The organism is Martelella sp. HB161492, assembly GCF_013184775.1.
In the GTDB taxonomy this organism is placed as follows: domain Bacteria; phylum Pseudomonadota; class Alphaproteobacteria; order Rhizobiales; family Rhizobiaceae; genus Martelella.
Genome location: NZ_JAATVV010000001.1, coordinates 17,332 through 39,396 on the forward strand (window position 1 = coordinate 17,332; position 22,065 = coordinate 39,396).

Annotated in this window: 22 protein-coding genes and 1 other RNA gene; 13 read left to right on the top strand and 10 right to left on the bottom strand. The window is 60.6% G+C overall.

Annotation, left to right across the window (positions count from 1 at the left end; genetic code table 11):
• The first annotated feature begins 38 nt into the window (after positions 1–38).
• The 4 genes from HCK86_RS00070 to HCK86_RS00085 all read left to right on the top strand — a co-directional run bounded on the left by HCK86_RS00070 (position 39) and on the right by HCK86_RS00085 (position 3,565).
• Positions 39–515 carry a hypothetical protein gene (locus HCK86_RS00070; RefSeq protein ID WP_246739397.1) on the top strand — a complete coding sequence of 159 codons (477 nt, stop codon included), beginning with the start codon at positions 39–41 and terminating at the stop codon, positions 513–515.
• Positions 516–541: 26 nt separating this feature from the next.
• Positions 542–1,219, top strand: coding sequence for an ATP-binding cassette domain-containing protein (locus HCK86_RS00075; RefSeq protein WP_176082447.1), 678 nt, complete (start codon positions 542–544; stop codon positions 1,217–1,219).
• A 2-nt stretch (positions 1,220–1,221) separates the two neighbouring features.
• Positions 1,222–2,466: an FtsX-like permease family protein gene (locus HCK86_RS00080; RefSeq protein ID WP_176082448.1), complete on the top strand. Its 1,245-nt coding sequence runs from the start codon at positions 1,222–1,224 to the stop codon at positions 2,464–2,466.
• 154 nt (positions 2,467–2,620) lie between these two features.
• Positions 2,621–3,565: an AEC family transporter gene (locus tag HCK86_RS00085; RefSeq protein ID WP_176082449.1), complete on the top strand. Its 945-nt coding sequence runs from the start codon at positions 2,621–2,623 to the stop codon at positions 3,563–3,565.
• A 6-nt stretch (positions 3,566–3,571) separates the two neighbouring features.
• Here HCK86_RS00085 and HCK86_RS00090 read toward each other — a convergent pair whose 3' ends face one another.
• Entirely contained in the window at positions 3,572–4,183 is a 612-nt protein-coding gene (locus HCK86_RS00090) for a cytochrome c family protein (RefSeq protein WP_176082450.1), read from the bottom strand.
• Positions 4,184–4,331: 148 nt separating this feature from the next.
• Here HCK86_RS00090 and HCK86_RS00095 point away from each other — a divergent pair, with 148 nt between their 5' ends.
• Together HCK86_RS00095 and HCK86_RS00100 are read left to right on the top strand one after the other, a co-directional pair.
• A complete protein-coding gene (locus HCK86_RS00095) occupies positions 4,332–5,093 on the top strand; it encodes a 3-deoxy-manno-octulosonate cytidylyltransferase (RefSeq protein WP_348641026.1) in 762 nt (253 codons plus the stop codon).
• Positions 5,090–5,959, top strand: a complete 870-nt coding sequence (locus HCK86_RS00100) for a prephenate dehydratase (RefSeq protein ID WP_176082452.1) — start codon at positions 5,090–5,092, stop codon at positions 5,957–5,959. Before HCK86_RS00095 ends, HCK86_RS00100 begins: the two co-directional genes overlap by 4 nt.
• 209 nt (positions 5,960–6,168) lie before the next feature.
• Here HCK86_RS00100 and HCK86_RS00105 read toward each other — a convergent pair whose 3' ends face one another.
• From HCK86_RS00105 to HCK86_RS00120, 4 genes are read right to left on the bottom strand one after another with little or no spacing between them, the layout of a single operon-like run.
• Positions 6,169–6,540 carry a VOC family protein gene (locus HCK86_RS00105; RefSeq protein ID WP_176082453.1) on the bottom strand — a complete coding sequence of 124 codons (372 nt, stop codon included), beginning with the start codon at positions 6,538–6,540 and terminating at the stop codon, positions 6,169–6,171.
• Between the two features lie 47 nt (positions 6,541–6,587).
• The gene (locus tag HCK86_RS00110; RefSeq protein ID WP_176082454.1) at positions 6,588–7,304 is read right to left on the bottom strand and encodes a YafY family protein; all 717 of its coding nucleotides are present in this window, start codon (positions 7,302–7,304) and stop codon (positions 6,588–6,590) included.
• Positions 7,305–7,307: 3 nt separating this feature from the next.
• On the bottom strand, positions 7,308–8,264 hold the full coding sequence (nudC, locus tag HCK86_RS00115) for an NAD(+) diphosphatase (RefSeq protein ID WP_176082455.1): 957 nt from the start codon (positions 8,262–8,264) through the stop codon (positions 7,308–7,310).
• Positions 8,261–8,674 (bottom strand): HIT family protein, encoded by a 414-nt coding sequence (locus tag HCK86_RS00120; RefSeq protein ID WP_176082456.1) that lies wholly within the window; start codon positions 8,672–8,674, stop codon positions 8,261–8,263. The genes nudC and HCK86_RS00120 overlap by 4 nt, the downstream gene beginning before the upstream one ends.
• 259 nt (positions 8,675–8,933) lie before the next feature.
• Between HCK86_RS00120 and ffs the strand changes: the two genes are divergently transcribed.
• The 4 genes from ffs to HCK86_RS00140 all read left to right on the top strand — a co-directional run bounded on the left by ffs (position 8,934) and on the right by HCK86_RS00140 (position 12,063).
• An RNA gene (gene ffs, locus HCK86_RS00125) (signal recognition particle sRNA small type) lies at positions 8,934–9,030 on the top strand.
• A gap of 167 nt (positions 9,031–9,197) precedes the next feature.
• The gene (locus HCK86_RS00130; RefSeq protein ID WP_176082457.1) at positions 9,198–11,087 is read left to right on the top strand and encodes a DNA polymerase III subunit gamma/tau; all 1,890 of its coding nucleotides are present in this window, start codon (positions 9,198–9,200) and stop codon (positions 11,085–11,087) included.
• Between the two features lie 30 nt (positions 11,088–11,117).
• Complete coding sequence (locus HCK86_RS00135) at positions 11,118–11,441, top strand: YbaB/EbfC family nucleoid-associated protein (RefSeq protein ID WP_176082458.1); 324 nt, start codon at positions 11,118–11,120, stop codon at positions 11,439–11,441.
• 10 nt (positions 11,442–11,451) lie between these two features.
• On the top strand, positions 11,452–12,063 hold the full coding sequence (locus HCK86_RS00140) for a LysE family translocator (RefSeq protein WP_176082459.1): 612 nt from the start codon (positions 11,452–11,454) through the stop codon (positions 12,061–12,063).
• Positions 12,064–12,069: 6 nt separating this feature from the next.
• On the opposite strand, the gene HCK86_RS00145 is transcribed toward HCK86_RS00140, so the two are convergent.
• On the bottom strand, positions 12,070–12,540 hold the full coding sequence (locus HCK86_RS00145) for a MarR family transcriptional regulator (RefSeq protein WP_348641027.1): 471 nt from the start codon (positions 12,538–12,540) through the stop codon (positions 12,070–12,072).
• A gap of 103 nt (positions 12,541–12,643) precedes the next feature.
• On the opposite strand from HCK86_RS00145, the gene HCK86_RS00150 reads away from it, so the two are divergent.
• The 3 genes from HCK86_RS00150 (at position 12,644) to HCK86_RS00160 (ending at position 16,345) form a co-directional block, all read left to right on the top strand.
• A complete protein-coding gene (locus tag HCK86_RS00150) occupies positions 12,644–13,591 on the top strand; it encodes a zinc-binding alcohol dehydrogenase family protein (protein ID WP_176082460.1) in 948 nt (315 codons plus the stop codon).
• Positions 13,592–13,639: 48 nt separating this feature from the next.
• The gene (gene recR, locus HCK86_RS00155) at positions 13,640–14,245 is read left to right on the top strand and encodes a recombination mediator RecR (protein WP_176082461.1); all 606 of its coding nucleotides are present in this window, start codon (positions 13,640–13,642) and stop codon (positions 14,243–14,245) included.
• 177 nt (positions 14,246–14,422) lie between these two features.
• A complete protein-coding gene (locus HCK86_RS00160; RefSeq protein ID WP_176082462.1) occupies positions 14,423–16,345 on the top strand; it encodes a mechanosensitive ion channel family protein in 1,923 nt (640 codons plus the stop codon).
• Between the two features lie 54 nt (positions 16,346–16,399).
• Here the strand turns inward: HCK86_RS00160 and HCK86_RS00165 are convergent, their stop codons facing one another.
• The 4 genes from HCK86_RS00165 to HCK86_RS00180 all read right to left on the bottom strand — a co-directional run bounded on the left by HCK86_RS00165 (position 16,400) and on the right by HCK86_RS00180 (position 21,838).
• A complete protein-coding gene (locus HCK86_RS00165) occupies positions 16,400–17,821 on the bottom strand; it encodes an alanine/glycine:cation symporter family protein (protein WP_176082463.1) in 1,422 nt (473 codons plus the stop codon).
• Positions 17,822–17,985: 164 nt separating this feature from the next.
• Positions 17,986–19,689, bottom strand: coding sequence for an alpha/beta-hydrolase family protein (locus tag HCK86_RS00170; protein ID WP_348641028.1), 1,704 nt, complete (start codon positions 19,687–19,689; stop codon positions 17,986–17,988).
• Between the two features lie 39 nt (positions 19,690–19,728).
• The gene (locus HCK86_RS00175) at positions 19,729–20,649 is read right to left on the bottom strand and encodes a patatin-like phospholipase family protein (RefSeq protein ID WP_176082465.1); all 921 of its coding nucleotides are present in this window, start codon (positions 20,647–20,649) and stop codon (positions 19,729–19,731) included.
• Positions 20,650–20,818: 169 nt separating this feature from the next.
• Entirely contained in the window at positions 20,819–21,838 is a 1,020-nt protein-coding gene (locus HCK86_RS00180; protein WP_176082466.1) for an LLM class flavin-dependent oxidoreductase, read from the bottom strand.
• Positions 21,839–22,065 lie beyond the last annotated feature (227 nt).

The following is a 22,065-nucleotide window of genomic DNA, read 5'->3' on the forward strand; positions in this document are numbered from 1 at the left end:
GCCGATCTGCCCGGTTCCCGATTTTCCGGCGGAACATCATGATGAAGACGAAGACCACCTCCCCAGCGCTCTGTTCGCGTCGGCAGGCACTTGTCCTGAGCGGTGCCGCGATACTCGTCGCGGCCACCCGCCCTGCCCTTGCGGCTGCACCGCTTCTGGCCTTTGACGAGATCTATGGCGCCTATTCACCGCTCGGCATGAGCTATTCCGACAAGACCATGGCGCTGACGGGTCAAGAAATCCGCATTCGCGGCTTCATGGCGCCACCGCTGAAGGCCGAGGCGCAGTTTTTCGTGCTGACGGAAATCCCGATGTCGATCTGCCCCTTCTGTTCCACCGACAGCGACTGGCCCGACAATATCATCGTCGTCTATCTGGATCGCCGGCAGACATTTGTTCAGCCCAACCAGATGATCGAGGCAAAGGGGCTTCTGGAACGCGGCTCCTGGACCGATCCCGAAACAGGTTTTGTCAGCCAGCTGCGCCTGCGTGAGGCGCGCTATTCAAAAGTCTGAAACGCGTCATCAACCGGATCTGCCCCATGCCCGCCCTTGAACTTCGCGACATCGCCGTTTCTTTCGAAGGCCTTGCAACGCCAGTGCTTGCCATTGACAGGCTGGAGATTGCCGCCGGGGAGCATGTCGCCATTTCCGGCCCGTCCGGGTCGGGCAAATCGACCTTCGTCAACATCGTCACTGGCCTTGAAAGGCTCAGGGCCGGCCGGGCGATCTGGGGCGATACGGATCTCAGCGCCCTTTCAGAAAGCCGGCGTGACCGCTGGCGCGGCGACAATGTCGGCCTGGTCATGCAGGATTTCCATCTCTTTGCCGGGCTATCGGCCCTCGAAAACGTGCTGTTGCCTGCAAGGCTTTCACACCGCCTGTCGTCCGCGCTGCAGGACCGTGCGGCAGCGCTTCTCGCCGATGTCGGGCTGACGCGGCCGACACAAAGGATCGAGACCATGTCGCGCGGCGAGATGCAGCGGGTTGCCATTGCCCGGGCGCTGCTCCGCGAACCCGCAATTCTCGTCGCTGACGAGCCGACTGCAAGCCTTGATGCCGAGGCTGGCGCGACCGTTGCCGGCCTGCTGCTGAAGCTCGCGGCCCGCCGCGAGACAACGCTGATTGTCGTTTCTCATGACGAGCGCCTGCTTGAGCCCATGCAGCGCCGGCTGAGATTTCATGCCGGGCGCATCGTCGCCGATGACTGGAGGCCCTGATCATGCTGCGTTTCATTGCTGCCGACCTGAAACGCCTCTGGGCAGGTTCACTGGTGATCATTCTTCTGATCACGCTTGCAACGGCACTTGGCATCACCGTCACGCTTTCCGAGCGCGCCTTGCGGCTCGGCAGCGCGCGGGCCTCGGAGAAATTCGATCTGATTATCGGTGCGCCGGGCAGCGAGACCCAGCTGGTGCTGTCATCCGTCTTTCTGCAGGCCGCCGATCTGCCACTGATGCCCGGCCATGTTCTCACCGATCTCGCGCAGAATGATCAGGTCGTCTGGGCCGCTCCGATCGGCTTCGGCGATAGCTATCAGGGTTATCCGATCGTCGGCACGACCAGTGCCTTGATCGCTGCCACCACACCGGGCTTCAGCGCCGGCAGCATGTTTGCCCATGAGGGCGAGGCCGTGATTGGTGCCGCCGTCGACCTGTCGATCGGCGCTGAAATCAAGCCGATGCATGGCGATATCGAGCATGGCGGCCATACCCATTCGGAACTTGCCTATCACGTAACCGGCAAGGCGGGCTTTACCGGCACGGCCTGGGACCGCGCCATCATGGTGCCGATCCGCGCCGTGTGGGACATTCACGGCCTCGAGGACCATGACGATGACGCAGATCATGACGCCGCCGAACATGATGACGAGCATCACGGCATCGATCCGGCCGCCCCGCTCGATGAAGATTTCAGCCAGGCCGAACCGCCGGGCCTGCCTGCCATTCTGGTCAAGCCGAAGACCATTGCCGATGCCTACAAGCTGCGCCAGGCCTATCGCGAGGATCACGACACCGTGGCGGTGTTTCCGGCAGAGGTGCTGACGAAGCTCTATGCCACCATGGGCGATGCACGCCGCGTGCTCTCGGCCATTGCCATTGGTGCGCAATTGCTGGTCGCCGCCGCCCTGTTGATGGTGACCGTCATCCATGTCGGCCAGCGCCGCCGCCAGATCGGCGCGCTCCGTGCCTTCGGGGCGCCCCGCGCTGCGGTTTTCACCATTGTCTGGAGCGAGCTGTTCGCGCTGGTCGGAACCGGCATCCTGCTCGGTTACGGGCTTGGCTTTTGCGCTGCAACATTCATTGCCGACAATATCGCCTCCGAACGTGGCTTCGCCCTGCCCGTCAGCTTTGAACGGGCGGATCTCGCCGGCGTCGCCGCCGTGCTTGCAATCGCCGGCATGCTCTGCGCATTTCCGGCACTGATGGCCTACCGGCAAGCGCCGGCCACGGCGCTCCGGGCCTGAATATTGCATCGCAATATCGATTTCGCGAATGCGAGTTAATCGGCAAGGCTTGACTCCCCTTTAACGGGGGAACATTTTCGCTCTGCGCCTGATCCAACCACTGCCTCCCGGTCGTGACCCCTCCCCAGGCAGGCCCGAGCCCGAAAGTTTCCCTATGCAAGACATCGTCAATAGCGTCCTGCCTCTCTTCATCCTCATTCTGATTGGCTGGGCCATCGTCCGGATCAATTATTTCAAAGCCGATCATGCGGGCATGCTGACGAGTTTCGTCTTCAAGATCGCCCTGCCCATGCTTCTGATGCGCACCGTGGCGGAGGCCAATTTCAGCGATGCCAAGCCGCTGAAGATCTGGCTCTGTTATTTCGCGGCGATCGCCGTATCCTGGACGACTGCGGCAATCATCGCGCGCCGCTTCTTTGGCCGCGACCGGGCCTCGGGCGTCATTATCGGCCTGTCCGGCACCTTTGCCAATGCCGCCTTCATCGGCATTCCGCTGGTCAGCCATGTTGTCGGCAATGAAGGGCTGATCGTCCTGTCGCTGGTGCTCGCCATCCACATGCCGGTGATGATGGTGACGGCGACCGTGCTGGTCGAACACGCCAAGAGCCGTGAAGGCGGTGCCGTCAGTGCCCCGCGGCAGATCGCCTATACCGTCGCCCATAATCTGGTGACGAGCCCGATCGTGGTCGGGCTGTTCTTTGGCGCCCTGATCCATCTGTTCAATATTCACCTGGGCGGCCCGGTGCTGACCGTGATCGACATGATCGCCAGCATGGCCGCGCCCGTGGCGCTGATCGCCATCGGCATGACGCTCACGCAGTACAAGGTTTCCGGCAATGTCGGGCTGTTCTCGGCCGTTACCTTCATCAAGCTGATGCTGGTTCCGGCGCTGGTCTATCTCTTTGCCGTGCTTCTCGGGCTGCCGCCAGCGGCAAAGGCCGCACTCGTGCTGACGGGCGCCACACCTGCGGGCGTCAACTCCTTCGTGCTCGCCAACCAGTTCGGCACCGGCAAGAATGTCGCGGCCTCAACCATCACACTGACCACCGCGCTCGGTGTCTTCACCGTCAGCTTCTGGGTGCTGATCCTGGGGCTCTGAAGCGCGCTACTCGCTCTTTGCCGGCGCCTCGGCCGCAGCCGGAGCCGGCCCTGCTGCGGTATCGGCAGGCGCCTGAACCTCGGGGAACGGCACTGGCGTATCCGAGGCTGTCTGCAGATAGGCCAGAAGATCCGCGCGATCCTTGTCACTGGAAAGCCCGGCAAAGCCCATCGCCGTGCCTGGCACGTCCTTGCGCGGCGCGGCAATGAAGGCGTTCAGATTCTCATAGGTCCAGTGTTTCTGCCCGCCCTCGGCGAATTCCTTCATCGCCGCCGAATAGGCAAAACCCTGATGACTGGCGACCGGCCGGTCGACGACGCCGTAAAGATTGGGTCCGACCTTGTTTGGTCCGCCGCTTTCGATCGAATGGCAGGCCTGGCATCGCTTGAAGATCTGCTGGCCCTGATCCGCACTGGCATTGGCCAGCAGCTCAGCCAGCGGCGTTGCCGCCGGGCTCTGGGCCTTCGGCGTTTGCATGCCTTCCGGAACGGCGATTGCAAAGCCTTCTTTTTCCGGCAGGCGCGGGTCGAAAATCGCCTCGGAAACGAAAGAAACCGACATGAGCACGAATAACGTGCCCAGTAGCGCCGCCAGCACCATGTTCAGGTTAAAATTCATCGCTGTCCCGCTCCCTTGCCCCCGGCCCCTCAACCGGTGTCCCTTGCAATCTTATAGAACCTATGTCTTTTGATGCAGCGATGCAACGGCCATGGACAAGGAGTGCGTGAAGCACCCTGGCTCAGACCACAGAAACAAGAGACATTCCGTGAGCAGTAACCTTTCCGACGAAACCATCATTCTCATCCCGGCCCGCATGGCCTCGACCCGGCTACCGAACAAGCCCCTGGCAGATATTGCCGGCAAGCCGATGATCGTGCAGGTGGCAGAACGCGCCCGCGAGGCCGGCATGGCCCGCGTGGTTGTGGCCGTTGACGATGAGCGCCTCTACAATGTCATTGCCGAAGCCGGCTTCGAAGTCATCATGACCGGCAAGCACCATCAGTCCGGATCAGATCGCATCTACGAGGCGCTGAAGAAAGTCGATCCGGAGGGCCGGGCCAAGACCGTGATCAATGTTCAGGGCGATCTGCCGACCATCGATCCGAACACGATCCGTGCCGTCCTGCGTCCGTTGGAAAATCCGGCCGTCGATATCGCCACGCTGACGGTTGAAATTACCGATGAATACGAAAAGACCGCCTCGCAGGTGGTCAAGGTTGTCGGTGCACCAATCGGCGCCTACCGCCTGCGTGCACTCTACTTTACCCGCGCCACGGCGCCCTGGGGTGACGGCCCGCTCTATCATCACATCGGCCTTTACGCCTTCCGCCGTGCTGCTCTTGAACGCTACGTTTCCCTGCCGCGCTCCTTCCTTGAAGAACGTGAGAAGCTGGAACAGCTGCGGGCGCTGGAACATGGCATGCGCATCGATGTCGAGATCGTCAACACCGTCCCTCTCGGCGTCGACACGCCCGAGGATCTGGAAAAGGCGCGCGCCATTCTCGAGAACCGGAAACCATCGGAATGATCACCAGAACCAATCGCATCTCATTTCAGGGTGAACATGGCGCCAATTCGGACATGGCCTGCCGTGATGTCTATCCCGATATGGAACCCTTGCCCTGCAAGACCTTCGAGGATGCCTTCCTCGCTGTTGAAAACGGCGATGCCGATCTGGCCATGATTCCGATCGAGAACACGCTGGCTGGCCGGGTCGCCGATATCCACTACCAGCTGCCCGATTCCCGGCTGTTCATCGTCGGCGAATATTTCATGCCGATCCGCTTTCAGCTGATGGCGCTGCCCGGTGTCCAGCTCGATGAGATCCGCACCGTCCACAGCCACATCCATGCGCTTGGCCAGTGCCGCAAGATCATCCGCCGCAACAAATGGAACCCAGTTGTTGCCGGAGACACCGCCGGTGCGGCCATGCTGGTGAAGGAACGGGGCGATCGCAGCATGGCTGCCCTTGCGCCCCGGCTGGCATCCGCGCTCTACGGTCTGGATATCCTCGCGGAAAATGTCGAGGATTCGGAAAACAACATCACCCGCTTCGTCGTCCTGTCCGACAAGGAAAAATGGGCTGCCGCCGGCCCGGACAAGAAGATCGTCACCACCTTCATCTTCAATGTCCGCAACATTCCGGCCGCGCTCTACAAGGCGCTCGGCGGCTTTGCCACCAATGGCATCAACATGACGAAGCTGGAAAGCTATCAGATCGGCGGCCGCTTCATCGCCACGCAGTTCTATGCCGATATCGAAGGCCATCCCGATGAGCCGGCTGTCGCGCGTGCGCTGGAGGAATTGCGTTTCTTCTCCGAAAAGGTACGCATTCTGGGCGTCTATGAAGGCCATCCGATGCGACGCCAGCTCCAGGCAACGGGGGCAGCCTGAAGCTGGCGCAGACCGCTCTTAATCGCGGGAGCGGTCTGAAGTGATGGTGGGTACGGTCACGCTCCGCAAACCGGCTTCTCCATGTTCGCCAACCCCGCCCGGATCTGACGCAAAGATTGCAGTAAATCATGACGAAAAATGTCCCGAACCTTGATCGTTTCGGGACATTTGTCTTTTATTTTCAGAAAGTTACTTCAAAATCACGGATTTCAGTCATCCGGCTGGCATACACGAATACGATGACCGTCCGGATCGGCAACGACAAATGTCGGACCGAAATCGCCCGTGTACAAAGGCTGGATAATGTCGAGCCCGTCGGCAACGGCCCGATCATAGGCGACAGAAACGCCATCGCCACCCAGCATGACGCCGATTTCCATCATGCCCGGTCCGCCTTCCGGGGAAGGCTTCACACCCGCCCTGGACCAGAGACCGAGCATCGGCATGCCGGGAGCGTTGATGGCAACGAAACCCGGCGAGAGCGCATTCGGCGCGACGCCGAGAAAGTGGGCGTAGAATTTCGCGCTGACCTGCGGATCATCGACATAGAGCACGATCAGATTGAGGGGCATTGTCGTCATTGGGGTTCTCCTTTTCTGGAATGCCCGATGACTAGCGCGCTGCACTGTCAGTTTCTGTCAGCAGTCTCCGGCCGGACGCCGCTGGCGGCCATATTCGCCCGCCACTGCGCCAGAAGCACGGCGCGCCGCTTGCCGCAACGCTGGCCTGTTTCCTCGAGCGTGTCGATGCGGTCGGTCCTGAAATGGCGGAAGTCCTGCCGCAGTTCGCACCAGGCAACCACCACACGCACACGCTCGAAATAGGCAAGACCAAAGGGCCATATGATGCGCTGGCTGGTTCTGCCGCTGTCGTCGCGATAGGTGATCTTGAGCTTTCTTTCCTGACGGATTGCCGCGCGCAGCAAGGGAATATCGGCCGTTTCGGCCGGGATGTCGCGCGGGCCGACGATCAGCGCGGTCTGATCGAGCATATCGCCCATTTCATCGGGAAGGACGGCTGCGATCTTGGCCAGCGCCTGACTGGCAGCTGCGGCCAGCTTCACGTCCGAAACCTTCTCGACCCAGCGGGACCCCAGAACCAGCGCCTCGATCTCCTCCGCCGTCAGCATGATCGGCGGCAGCAGAAAACCGGGACGCAGGACATAGCCGATCCCGGCCTCGCCCTCAATGGCGGCGCCCTGCGCCCTGAGACTGGCGATGTCGCGATAAAGCGTGCGCAGGCTGACGCCGGTCTCGGCCGCGAGATCGCCACCTGAGACGGGAAAGCGATGACGCCTGAGCGCCTGCAGCAGGGACAGGAGACGTTCCGAACGAGAGCCGGCCAAGGATCAGGCCGGCCAGTCGATGAAATCACGCATCAGCCGATAGGCAATCGCGCCTTCCGGCGGCGCATTGATGCCATCGGGATGGGTCCCGTCGAGAATGGCCTTCAGCTCGGCACGCGAAAACCAGCGGCAATCTTCAAGCTCGGATTCATCGCGGGTGATATCGAAGCTTTCCGCCTTGCCGAAACATCCCAGCATCAGCATATGCGGCATCGGCCAGGGCTGGGAGGCGTGATAGCGTACCGGCCCGACACGGATAGCCGATTCCTCGAAGGTTTCGCGTCGAACGGCATCCTCCAGCGTTTCGCCGGGTTCCAGGAAACCGGCAAGACAGGAATAACGCCCCGGTTCAAAGCGCGGCGAGCGGCCGAGCAGCACCCGGTCGCGCGCCTCATCCACCACCAGCATGATCGCCACCGGATCGGTCCGCGGAAACATCATGTGGCCACAGGCCGTGCATTGCCGCCTGAAACCACCCGCTGCCCCTTCGCTCGGCGCACCGCAAACGCCGCAGAAGCGATGATTGCGGGTCCAGGCAGACAGGCTGCAGGCAAGCGCAAATGCACCAAGCGTCGGCTCATCAAACAGACCCTCGGAATACATCGACCGCGCGCTCGTGGCCTTCAGATGCGCCGGTAGCGCCTCCGGATCGAGTTCGAGATCGATGGAAATCAGCGGCGCGCCGGAAGGCTCGTGGCCAATCAGAACAGCGCTTGAACGATCCGGCGACAGGTCAACCAGTTCGTAGCGGGCGAAATAGGGATCGAGCACCTGGCGTTCATGCTTGATCACGACCTTGCCGCCGGCAAAGGCAAAGAAGCGCGCTTCAGGATCGGCGGCGGCCTTTTGAAGGGCGTCTTCCCCACGATGCTCGGAATCGCGAATGATCCGGCAGCCGGCAAAGGCTGTCAGCGCACTCGCATCACGGTGCGGCCCATAATTTTCGAAAAGTGAGGTCATTTGCTCGACAGAGCCTCCAGAAATTGTCGCGACAGCGCCTCCAGGTCTTCCGGCGTGCGCGCCTTGGCCTCGCCATGGCCCCAGATCGGACCCGGCCAGTTTGTGTCGCCCTCGAACCGGGCAACGATATGAACATGTAGCTGGCGGACGACATTGCCAATGGCGGCAACATTGATTTTTTCCGCACCGGTGATCTGCTTGAGCGCCACCGCCGCCTCGTTGACCTCAAAGGTCAGCATGGTCTGATCAAGCGGCGTCAGGTCAAAAACCTCCTCCATACCCTGGCGCTGTGGCACGGCAATCAGCCAGGGCCAGCGCGCATCACGCGACAGCCGGATCTGACAGAGCCCGAGACAGGCAACAAGAACGCTGTCTTCAGCGAGGCGCTCATTGATCGTGAACCGCTCCATGCCCCTTGTGCTCCTTCACACCCGTTTTTATTTTCGTTGGCCGCCCCCCCGAAAACGGCTGGCCGGCAGGAACCCTTTCCGCCTTGCCAAGGCTTTGGGACTGATTGAACCACCGCGACGGCACCCGATCAAGCAAATAGCGAGAAAGCGGCACCGAACGGCCAGCAATTTGCGAAAGCTCCGGCAACAGCCAGCCAATCCCAAAGATTTTTCCACTGAACGCTTGCATTCGCCTGGCAAATTGCCGATATGTGCCGCGGGAGGTTGGTGGTGGACGAGCCACTCGCCAACCGGGTCAGGTCCGGAAGGAAGCAGCCCTAACGAGCCCGGCACGGGTCACCGTGCCAGCCTCCCACCTTTTCAAGCCGGGCGTTGAAACATGCATTTCCCTGTCGCAATTCACGCTCAGCTCTGCCAGACTGCATGTCGGGCCGGCCGATGCTGACACGCGCCTCGGGCCGCTAGACAGGCCGGCAACCGGCCTTCTGGCCTGGGAACAACAGGAATCTGGCGACGGTTGAGAATGGGCGAAGACAACACCACAGACACGACCAGCACGAATTCTTCCGCCGGCGGATATCGCGTTCTTGCGCGTAAATACCGCCCGAAGGATTTCTCCGACCTGATGGTTGGCCAGGAACCGATGGTCAGAACCCTGACCAACGCTTTCGAGACCGGCCGCATTGCTCAGGCCTATATGCTGACCGGCGTGCGCGGTGTGGGCAAGACCACGACAGCCCGCATTCTCGCCCGTGGCCTGAACTACAAGACCGCCACCATCGACCGTCCGACAATCGAGCTTTCCGAGCTTGGCGAACATTGCCAGGCGATCATGGACGGCCGCCATGTCGATGTGATCGAGATGGACGCCGCCTCCCATACCGGCATCGATGACATCCGCGAGATCATTGATCAGGTGCGCTACCGGCCCAGCATTGCGCGCTACAAGGTCTATATCATCGACGAAGTGCACATGCTCTCGACCCAGGCCTTCAACGGTCTTTTGAAGACGCTCGAAGAGCCGCCGGAACATGTGAAATTCATCTTTGCCACCACGGAAATCCGCAAGGTTCCGATTACCGTCCTGTCGCGCTGCCAGCGTTTCGACCTGCGCCGGATCCCGGCCGCCGATCTGGTGCGGCTTTACACCACGATCTGCGCCAAGGAAGGCGTGACCATCGAGGATGACGCCGTCGCCATGATTGCCCGCGCGGCGGAAGGTTCGGCGCGCGACGGCCTGTCGCTGCTCGACCAGGCCATTTCCCATGGTGGCGGACATGTGGCCGCAACGCAGGTCAGCAGCATGCTCGGCCTTGCCGACCGCGCGCGGATCGTCGATCTGTTCGGCCATATCGTCTCGGGCGATGTCACGGCAGCGCTGGCGGAATTCGAAGCACAGTATGAGGCCGGCGCCAATCCGGTCATCGTGCTGACGGATCTCGCCGACTTCACCCATCTGGTGACGCGGCTGCGTTATGTGCCCGATGCCGGCTCGGATGTTTCGCTGAGCGAGGTCGAGCGTGAACGCGGCCTTGAATTTTCCGCCAAAGTGCCGGTATCGGCACTGTCGCGCATCTGGCAGATGCTGCTGAAAGGCATTCCCGAAACGGAAAACTCCGCCCGCCCCTATGGTGCAGCGGAAATGGTGCTGATCCGGCTTGCTCATGCCGCCCACCTGCCTGCACCGGAAGATGCCGCACGGCGCCTGCTGGCGCTTGAAAATGGTGAGGCCGGCGCGCCGGCGCGCCCGGGTGGCAGCGCGGCCGCTGCTTCTGCAGGCAGCGGCGCCACGTCCAGTGCCGTTTCATCGGCCAGAACGGATGCGCCAGCCCGGCCCTCGGCAACCGTGACCATGCTGCGCCCGGATCGCAATACCGTTGTCGTGCCGGAAATAGCGGTCAGGCCGGAGCCGGAACCGGTCGCCCCGCCGCCGCCGGCCGAGCCGGCGCGGAAATTCAACCTGCGCAATCTTGAGGATGTCTGCGACCTGTGCAGCAAGCACCGCTCGATCAAGCTTCGCGCGGAAATCCGCAATTTTGTTCATCTGGTGCGCATGGAACCGGGCCGGATCGAGGTCAATCTCGAAGATGGTGCTCCGCGCGCGCTGACCCAGGAGCTGGGCTCGAAGCTGAAGGAATGGACAGAGGAAAGCTGGTTCGTTTCCATCAGCAATGAGGAAGGCCAACCGACACTCGTGGCCGCTGAAGCTGCTGCCCGTGAGGCGCTGTTCCGCGATGCCCGGGCTGATCCCGATGTGATCGCCATTCTCAAGACTTATCCCGGCGCGGTGATCCGCGATGTGCGCATCCGTCCCGGCGAGGAAAGTGCTGAACTTGAAGAGGGCGCCCCGGATGCCGCTGTCAACGAAGACGGTGACGTGCTGCCCGGCGACGATCTTGACGACGACAACTGACAACAGAGCGAAACGAAGCAGGAGATTTTCATGCGCGATCTCATGGGCATGATGGGCAAGATGAAGGAAATGCAGGCCAAGATGGAGCAGCTGCAAAGCGACATCGCGGCGCTTGAGGTTGACGGCGTTTCCGGCGGTGGCCTTGTCAACGTCAAGATGACCGCCAAGGGCGAACTCATCTCCATCAAGATCGACCCCTCGCTTCTTTCCGAAAGCGAAGGCGAAATCCTCGAGGACCTGATCGTTGCCGCCCACCGCGACGCCAAGGATCGTGCCGAGGAAGCCGCACAGGAGATGACCAAGGAACTGACCGCCGGTCTGCCGATCCCTCCCGGCATGAAGCTTCCTTTCTGAGGCTGAAGCGATGACACTCGCAGCGCTCGCCCTTTTCGCCATCACCCTCATGGTTGCCGCCGGTTCGCCGGGGCCGAGCGTCGCGGCGCTTGTTGCCCGGGTTCTCACCCGTGGTGCGAGAGACGTGCTGCCTTTTCTGGCCGCCATGTGGCTGGGCGAAGCACTGTGGCTGACACTGGCCGTCTTCGGCCTGGTGGCCATTGCCGAGCGTTTCCATGATATCTTCGTCGTGATCAAATGGGCCGGCGTCGCTTATCTGGCCTATCTGGCATGGAAGATGTGGGTGAGCGACCCTCAGCCCCACGGCGAGGATCTGCCGCAGGCAACCTCACCGGTCAAGATGTTCCTGACCGGGATGAGCGTGACGCTCGGCAATCCGAAGATCATGATGTTCTATGTCGCGCTGCTGCCGACCATCATCGATCTCAACCGCGTCAGTGTGCTGGGCTGGGCGGAGCTGACGCTGACCCTGCTGCTGGTGCTCGCCAGTGTCGACCTGACCTGGGTCTTCATGGCGTCGCGGGCACGGCGCCTGTTGAAAAGCCGGCGCGCCATGAAGATCGCCAATCGCGCCAGCGCCGGCGCCATCGCCGGTGCGGCGGTGGCGATTGCCAGCCGCTGACGGCTGTCATGTCGCTTCTGGCGCGCCGTCTCGCATTGCATCGGCAAAAAGGCGCAGCATCCGCTCGAAATCCGCAACATCTGCGTCGCTCCAGCCCGAAAACAGCACGGCCATGAAACGGTCGCGTGCCGTATCGATCCTCGCAAGCATCGCGCGCCCTTCTTCACTCAGAAACGCCTCGCGCACCCGGCGGTCCTGCCTGCCCGCCCGCCGCTCGGCCAGGCCGAGCGCCGCAAGCTTTCCGATTTGGCGACTGACCGTGGTATAATCGCGGCCGACACGATCGGCGAGTTCGACTACGCCGATTGGCCCGTATCGCCCGGTCAGAACCAGAAGCGGGAACAACGCCCGATCAAGATCAATGCCGGCCGCCTCAACCATCCGATCGTCGCGGTCCGGCCTGTTCATCACGCCCATGATATCGAGAATGGCACCATGAATGGCACGCATTCGCGCGACATTATGTGTATTTTGCACATTTTCTCCTTGTAGAATTGCGGATTCGAAACTATGTGTATTTCGCACATTTAATAACCTTAGCCAAGCAGCAGTCCTCAAAACCGAAGTGCAAGGAAAAACCATGAAGGCAGCGATCGTCACCGGGCCCGACAGCCCTCCCATTCTTTCAGAAACCCCGCATCCAGATCCGTCTGAAGGCCTCGTTCGCATTCATGTCAGCGCTTCAGCGATCAGCCAGGTCACCCGCAGTCGCGCCGCAGGTCGCCATTACAGCGCCTCCGCCCCATATCCCTTTGTCCCCGGGATCGACGGCGTCGGTCGCACAGAGACTGGCGCACGCGTCTATTTCCTCCTCCCCCAAGCGCCGCATGGCAGCCTCGCCGAGATGTCACTGGTCACGCCGGACAATCTCATCGCCCTGCCTGACAGCATTGACGATGTGAGCGCCGCTGCGATCGCCAACCCCGCCATGTCCTCCTATGCGGCACTGATTGAACGTGCACGGATCCAGCCCGGCGAAACCGTGTTGATCAATGGCGCCACCGGCACATCAGGCCGTCTTGCGGTCCAGATCGCACGCCATCTCGGCGCCTCACACATCATCGCCACGGGCCGAAATGCCAGCGCGCTGCAGGAACTCAAGGCGCTGGGCGCGGACCGAACTGTCAGCCTTGCCCAGGACCCTCAGGCACTTGCAGCCGATCTCCGGGATGCGTTTTCAGCCGGCATCGATATCGTTCTCGATTATCTCTTCGGCCCCAGCGCCGAGACCATTCTCGCGGTGGCATCGAAATTTGCTCATCCGCTCCGCTACGTCGAAATCGGTGCGATCGGCGGTGCCGAAATCACCCTGCCGGGGGCAGCACTGCGCGCATCCGCCATCACGATGATGGGCAGCGGCTTCGGCAGCGTCGCACCGGAACGGCTGCGCGCCGCAATCGTCGGCGTGTTCGCGTCCTTCAAGCCAGCCGGCCTGAAGATTGCCACAACAACATTCCCGCTTGCACAGATCGAACAGGCATGGGCGCGCGACAATCCGACAAGCCGAACGGTGATAACCGTCGGCTGACCAAAGCTCCCCCTTTCATTCGTTGCAGAACCGCTCTATTTGAAGGCCATGGCAAAACGAGTCACCGGCCCTGAAATCGAAAAACTGATCCAGCTCCTGGCCAAGGTTCCGGGGCTTGGACCCCGTTCGGCACGGCGCGCGGCGCTGCATCTGATCAAGAAACGCGATCAGCTGATGGGTCCGCTATCAGGTGCGATGCAGGATGCCTATGACAAGGTCAAGATCTGCTCCACCTGCGGCAATGTCGACACGTCCGATCCCTGCACCATCTGTACCGATCCGACCCGCGACCACGGTCTGGTGATCGTCGTCGAGGATGTCGGTGATCTCTGGGCGCTCGAACGCGCCGGCGCCATGAATGCCGCCTATCACGTGCTTGGCGGCACGCTTTCGCCGCTGGATGGCATTGGCCCTGAAGACCTGACCATCGCCGCCCTCATCAATCGTGTGAAGGATGGCGCGGTCCGCGAACTCATCATCGCCGTCAATGCCACGGTCGAAGGTCAGGCGACCGCCCATTACATCACCGATCAGCTCGACGGGATCGACGTGAAGATCACCCGGCTTGCCCATGGCGTACCGGTCGGCGGCGAACTGGATTATCTCGATGAGGGAACGCTGGTGGCAGCGCTTCGCGCCCGCACCTCACTGTGAGCCCGTCGCCCGGATCGGGACCATTTCTGACTCTTCTTTGGTAAATCACTGAAAACGCTGTCTTTGGCATTTTCACCTGTGATTTTTCCGTTACACTCTTACCTGTAAAAATGCGCGGACCCGCACCAGGGCCTTTGCAGACAAGAAGACGTGAACGGATTTCCGGGAGAGAGGCTCTTGCCAGCAACCACTGCATCCATTTGGCCGGGTAACCTGCTGCTTACAATCCTTGCATTCATGATCTGGCTGCTGCCCTGCCCACCGGTCCATGCCGAAGACCTTCTCCTCGCCCAGGCCGCCACGGCTGAGACCGATGCCAAGACCGAGGCAGCACTCAACATCAACGATCACAGTCCGCTTTATCGCCAGATGATCGGCAATCCGATCTCGCCACCAGACACCAGCTCGCCGCGGGCAACGCTTGAGAGTTTCATGCTGATCATGCGCGAGGCGAGCAAGGACTGGATCAGCGTGCGTGATCACTTCTTTGACAGCAAGGAATTCTTTCTCTCGCAAGCCGAGCGCGCCAAGCTGACCCAGGTGCGTGCGCTGCTTGACAAGGCCAGCGAGACCTTCGATCTGTCGCAGATCCCCGCCACGGCGCGTGATCGCGCCGGCGTTGAAACCGTGCTCCAGCTCCAGGAAATTCTCGATCGCATCTACCTGCCCGCGCTCGAGGATGTGCCCGGCGAAGGTCCCGACGCCGAGGCGAATGCATCGGAAAGCGACACCGCCAGCCTGCCTTTGCGCTGGAAGATCCCGGGAACCGATATCGTCATCGCCAAGCAGACCGAGGGCGAAAATGTGGGCAAATATCTCTTCACGCCCGATACGGTCGCACGGATCGGCGATGACTATAATGTCGTGCGCGAATTGCCGGTCCAGGCCGACCACGGCGAAGATCTTTATGACTATTACGTCTATACGCCGGGCAATCTGGTCGCACCGAAATGGTATGATTATATCCTCAAGGGCCCGAAATGGCTTCAGGCCAAACGTCACGGTCAGGCCGTCTGGCAATGGATCGGCCTTGCGGCATTGTGCGGCCTCTATGTCATGACCATCGTGATCTATACCCGCTGGCGGCGGATGCGTGCCATTCCGCTGAACCAGTCGCTGAGGCAGCTCCGCCATGTCGTGCAGCCGGCTCTGGTCATCATTGCCGCCAATCTGTTCCGCTATCTGTGCGAGGAACAGATCAACATCACGGGCCCCCTGCTGCAATTCACGACCACGGCCACCTCCGCCATTATCTGGGCATCCTTTGCCTGGCTCACCTATCAGCTGCTGCAGCTCTTCTATCTCTGGGCCGTGCGCAGCCAGGCAATGACCCGTACCAGCCTTGATGCCAGCCTGGTGCGCACCGGCTTTCGGGTGCTTTCCTTCGCCGTCGCCATCCTGATTGCCGGTTATGGCGCAACCCGGATCGGCATTCCGATCTATGGTGTTGTCGCCGGTCTCGGTGTCGGTGGTCTCGCTATCGCGCTCGCCGCCCAGCCGACGATCGAAAACCTGATCGGTGGCGTGATCCTCTATACCGACCGTCTGGTCCGGGTCGGCGAATTCGTCTCCTTTGCCGATGTCTCCGGCACGATCGAGGAGATCGGCATCCGCTCGACGCGAATCCGCGCACTCGATCGCACGCTGATCACCATCGCCAATTCCGATCTGGCCAAGACCAAGATCATCAATTACAGCCAGCGCGACGTCTTCCTGTTCCGCCACGCCATCGGCCTGCGGTATGAAACCAGTAACGCGGCGCTGACTGCGATCTGCGAAAAAATCAAGGCGATGCTGGAGGAACACAAGGATGTGCGCCCGGACCCCTTGCGCGTGCGCGTCGTCGGCTATGGCGATTTCTCGATCAATATCGATGTTTTCACCACCGTACTGGCCTCAGATATGAACGCTTTCCTGGCTATTCAGGAAGAGCTGCTGCTGTCGATCCGCACCATCGCCGAGGAAAACGGCAGCGGATTTGCGTTCCCCTCCTCCACGCTCTATCTCACCCGTGACGATGGCGTTGGCGAAGAACCTGACTTCACAAAGGACGTCGCGACGGAAACCGACGCCGAGGCCCCGCCCAAGGAAACCTCATGAGAAAAGCCGGCGGTTTCCCGCCGGCCTTCCGCGATTGCTCACATCTGAAACAGCTTACTTTGCGTCCGGCCAGGCGGACGGGTCAGTATCGAGATCCGGGAACTTCTTCGGATCGAAGATCGGGCGATGATTGCCAGCGGCAAGCTGCGCGCGGAAATCATTGATCAGCCGCAATGCGATCGGGAACAGCATCATCATCGCCAGAAGGTTGACGATGGCGAGCACGCCCATCATCGGATCGGAGAAATTGAACACCGCCGTCGCGCCCGGCGCCACGGCACCGATAAAGACAATCACGATGACCGCAAGACGCAGCACATGGGTCGCAACCTTCTTTCCCGTCATAAATGTCAGGGCATTCTCACCGAGATAATAATTGTAGATGATCGATGAGAAGGAGAACAGGAAGATCGCCCCCGTCAGATAATACTGTGCCCAGTTGCCGACATGGCTGACCATGGACTGCTGGGTCAGGGCGACGCCATCGATGTTTTCCGCGCCCGGCTGGTAGACATCGCCGAGCAGAATAATGAAGGCCGTGCAGGAGCAGACCACCATCGTATCGATGAAGACCGAAAAGCTCTGGGTGATGCCCTGGCTGACCGGATGGCGGACATAGGCGGTGGCGGCAACATTCGGCGCTGAGCCAAGACCGGCTTCGTTGGAAAACAGGCCGCGGCGAAGACCATTGGCAACCGCCGCCCCGACACCGCCGGCCACAGCCTCGCGAATGCCGACCGCATTGGCAACAATCTCCCAGATCACCGCCGGCAGCGAGGTGATATTGAGCAGAATGATCAGCACCGCCATGGCGATGTAACCAAGAGCCATAACCGGAACGATGATGTCAGAAGCCTTGGCGATGCGGTGAATGCCGCCATAGATGATGGCCCCAGTGATGATGGCGAGGAAAATGCCTGTCGCAAACCGCGGAACGCCAAGGCTGTCGGCGGCAGCGCCTGCAACCGTATTGCCCTGAAACGCATTGAAGCCGATCGCAAAAGACGCAATCAGGCAGATCGCATAAATCACGGCCAGCCATCGGTAATTCCTGCCAAGCCCGTGAATGATCGCAAAGGCAGGGCCGCCACGATAATCACCACCTGGCATCGTGCGCTTGAAAGCCTGGGCCAGAGTCGCCTCGATCAGACCTGAACACATGCCGATCAGAGCAATGACCCACATCCAGAACACGGCACCCGGCCCGCCGGCCGTGATAGCAACGGCAACGCCGGCAATATTGCCGCCGCCGACACGACCGCCGATCGAGACGAACAGAGCCTCACGCGCACTGATCTTGGACGGATCACCGTCCTCATCGCCGAACAGGACTCCGAACATCCGCTTGAAGAAACGGAACTGAACAAATCCAGTCGAAATCGTGAAGAATACACCAAATATAACCAGAAATGGGACAAGAGCCCAGCCCCATGTCAAATTATTAATGGCGTCGAATATTGTATTAAAAAAATTCATGCGATTGTCCCCTTGTAACGCACGAACGACCAACAGGCATTCGGATGCGAAATCACTTTCATCAAAGAGTATTTCCTCGCCAGAAAGCTCGTTTATTGGCCTGATTTAGAGCGTAGCAGACAAACGCTAGCGTGCTCTATTCAATAGAGCAAGCTTTACCAATCTCAATTCAACCCCATTGCCGCCTGTGTCGCGGCATCCGGCGCCTTGCAGCCATAGACTTCGCCCCACCGGCATATGTCCTTAAGTTCGTCAGTCTTTTCGTCAGACCAATGCGAAGGATTCAGGATTTCCAGCCAAGCATCGATATAGTCGCGGGCCACGTAGTTGTGACCGTAACCTTCGGGCAACGCTTTGGAAAGCGCCATATCAACCGCCAGCTGAAATTCGGTAACGATCGGGAAATATCTGAGTTTTTTAGATACATCGGGCGCTGGCGGCTCGCGCATCCAGCGCGGTTTATGGAAAAACGAATCCGGCTCGAAAAAAACGATCGGATCAGACGCATATTGCAGGAAGATGATTCGCGTTCTGCCCCAGTCGGGACCTTCACGCCCGGCCGCGGCATATTGCGAGGCAAAGCGAACCACTTCTCCGCTGCCGATTTTCGGCAAGACATAGGGGGAGCCGGCGTCGCGGCTGGCCACTGTGCGGTTCCAGAGGTCGGATGGGAAGGGCGGGCCAGCCCACAACGCACCATCCACCGGCTCATTGATCATGTCGAACATGTCAAAGGAATACATGGATGACCAGGCACCGAGACTAATCCCGTGCATGTAGAGCTTGGGGCGATGATCGGCCGGCAGGCTGCGCCAGTAATCATAAACCACCCGCATGGTCGCCGACGCCTGATCAAGCCCGGTACGGGTTTCAAAGATCAAAGCCAGCGGCGACTGCAGATAGGAATATTGCACGGCAACCGATGCAACATCACCGTTTTCGATATATTCGAATGTATCGACTGCGCCCGGATCCAGCCAACCTGTGCCAGTCGGGCTCATCACCAGCAGCGCCTTGCGGTCAAAGGCCTTCAGCCGGATCAGCTCCTTCAGCGCCAGTTCGGCCCGCGCCATCGGATCATCATCCTGCGAACGCCCGACATAGACCCGGATCGGCTGTTTCGCCGGCGTGCCGGAAAAGGCGGCAATATCGGCGGCCTTGGGTGCGCCGGTCACATAATTCCGCCCCGGCTGGCCCATCGCCGCCCAGCTCACCAGCGATGCGTTGCTGCCGGCAATCATCGGATCGTCCGGCTGCGGTGGTGCCGTCTCGAACAGATCCTGCGCAGCCTCATAACTGTTGTCGAGAAAGTCGATCACCGCGGGCAGCACCCAGTCACGCGACGCCGTGAAGCTGACGAAAAGCACGACAACCAGCCCAAGCAGGCTCGCCGCGCGCGGCCGCATGATCCGGTAAAGCCTGAAGCGCAACACATCGAAAATGCGCTGCGCCAGCGCGCCGATCGCAAACAGAACGGCGAAAACGACAATGGCAAGCGCGAGGATGCCGAGATAGGCGGTGCTTTCAACCGGCGCCATGCCGACGCGAAGGCGGACTGAATCCTGCCATTCCGGCGCCATCGCCATGAAGACGATCAGCAGCACAAGCGCCAGTGCCAGAATGCCGAAGCGCAGATAGAGCCGCAGCCGACCTTGAGGCTCCCAAAGCTCCATGCCGCGCCAGACGGAGACCACCAGACGAGCGATCATGTAGCCGATCGCTGTGACAAGCCCGGCCAGCGCTCCCTGAATCAGATAGCTGCGCGGGATCAGCGACGGCGTGAAGGAGAAGGCGCAGAAGACCAGCCCCAGCGCCAGCGAAAACAGGCTTATTGACAGGAACCTGGCCCGATTATCGTCGTCCGTCACTGTTTTCCCTCTCATTGCCCGGTCAGTCTATCCGGACCTCTATCGTTCCAGCAGCGCTGCAATCTTGTGCTTGAAAGCATCACGGCCCGTGTCAGCTGCCGACAGGATCGCCTCCACATCGAAGAAATCCATCGTCGCGAACTGGCCGACAGGCGGGGCGACATAAAGATCCGGCCCACCGCATTTCAGTTTTTCCAGCACGATAGACCGCTGGGTGATGCTGAATGACCCGGCCCAGGTTTCCAGCGAACCGGGGAGATCAGTCCCGTCGCGCGGCAGCGAGCCCGTCACATCGATGCCGACGGTGAAATAACGCCCGTTGTCCAGCACATCAAAGGGCGTCGGATTGACGAAGCCGCCATCGATCAGAACCTTGTCGCCGATAACGACCGGCGTCAGCAGTACAGGCAGGGCCGCCGATGCGGAAATGGCTGGCAGCAGCGCACCATGATCCAGAACCGCCTGGCTCTGACGGTAAAAATCGGTCGCAACCACAGACAAGGGAATGGACAGGCCCGCAAAATCGTCCGGCAGAACCGGTGGCAGCACAGCCTTGAACAGAACCTCCGGATCGATCACCGCAGGCCGCATCAGATTGAACAGCGACGCCCATGTATTGGTGTTGTTGAGCAGGAGCTTGCGCAGCAGCGGCTCTTTTTCGGAAAACAGTTCAAGCGTGCTTTCACGGATTTCCTTGCCACTCATGCCCGCAGCGTAAAGTGCTGCCATGATGGCGCCCATGGACGTGCCCGCAAGCTGTGCCGGGCGCACGCCCATCTCATCCAGGCATTCGAGATAGGGGATATGGGCAAAGCCCTTGGCGGCACCGCCGCCGAGCGCCAGCGCAATCCCATTCTTGTTGTCAGGCAGAGCCGCTTCCTCCGCCCGCGGCCGCGAGCGCGCACCACTGGCCAAAACAGCGGCTCCGGCAGCCATCAGGAAATCGCGTCGCTCGAACATATTGCCTTGAAACCAATGAAAGAAATGTCTTACCACTATAGTAAGCAGCGACAACCGAAGCAAGCGCTCAGCCAGCTGAAACTATAGCTGAAACACATCTTTCCCATTGATCTCCTGGTAATAACGAAGCGTCAGACTATTTCTGGCAGCTCGTTCTGCTTGGCGAATCTCAACGCCAGCCAAGCCCCGGCGCGACATATTTGAGTATCGCTTCGATGACATGGGCGTTATAGGCGACTCCAAGCTGGTTCGGCACGGTCAGAAGCAGCGTGTCGGCCTCGGCCACGGCTTCATCGCCCTTCAATTCCTCAATCAGCCGGTCCGGCTCGGCCGCGTAGGATCGTCCGAAAATCGCCCGCGTGTTCTCATCGAGATAGCCGATGGAATCCTGGCTGTCGCCGCGCCCGAAATAGGCGCGGTCCATGTCCGACACCAGCGCAAAGATCGAGCGCGAGACGGAGACCCGCGGCGTACGGCTATGTCCGGCTTCCTTCCAGGCGGCGCGGTAGGCCCGGATCTGATCGGCCTGCTGCTTGTGGAACGGTTCTCCGGTCTCATCGTCCTTCAGCGTTGAACTTTGCAGATTCATGCCAAGCTTGGCCGCCCAGACGGCGGTGGCATTGGAACCGGCACCCCACCAGATCCGCTCCCGGAGGCCTTCCGAATAGGGCTCCAGGCGCAACAGGCCGGGCGGATTGGGAAACATCGGCCGCGGATTGGGCTGGGCAAAACCCTTGCCCTGAATGACATCGAGAAACACTTCGGCGTGGCGGCGCGCCATGTCGGAGGCATCCTTGCCTTCCTCAGGCACGTAGCCGAAATAGCGCCAGCCATCGATGACCTGCTCCGGTGAGCCGCGTGAGATACCGAGCTGAAGCCGGCCATTGGCAATCAGATCGGCAGCCCCCGCATCCTCAGCCATATAGAGCGGGTTTTCATAACGCATGTCGATGACACCCGTTCCGATCTCGATCTTGCTGGTTCTCGCCCCGACGGCAGCCAGCAGCGGAAAGGGTGAGCCGAGCTGACGGGCAAAATGATGAACGCGGAAATAAGCACCGTCGAGACCGAGCTCTTCAGCCGCGACAGCAAGGTCAATGGATTGCAGCAGGGCGTCCTGCGCCGAACGCGTGCCCGATTGCGGGGCATTCTGCCAGTGGCCGAAGGAGAGGAAACCGATTTTCTTCATAGCAAGGGACCCGCGCTGATCAATAATGCACACGTCTTCGCATGTCTGGTCCGCCCGCTGCAATGTCCAAGCCTGCGACCGATGGTGAACACAGCGTCACCATCATCATCCGCACAGACGAGCCCGGTGCGACGTCATGGCACAGTTTTCGGCAAAACAGGAACTGGCGTCACCGGCGGTGTCGCACCGGCAGGTCCGCAAGATGCCCGGATCGAACGCCAGGACGA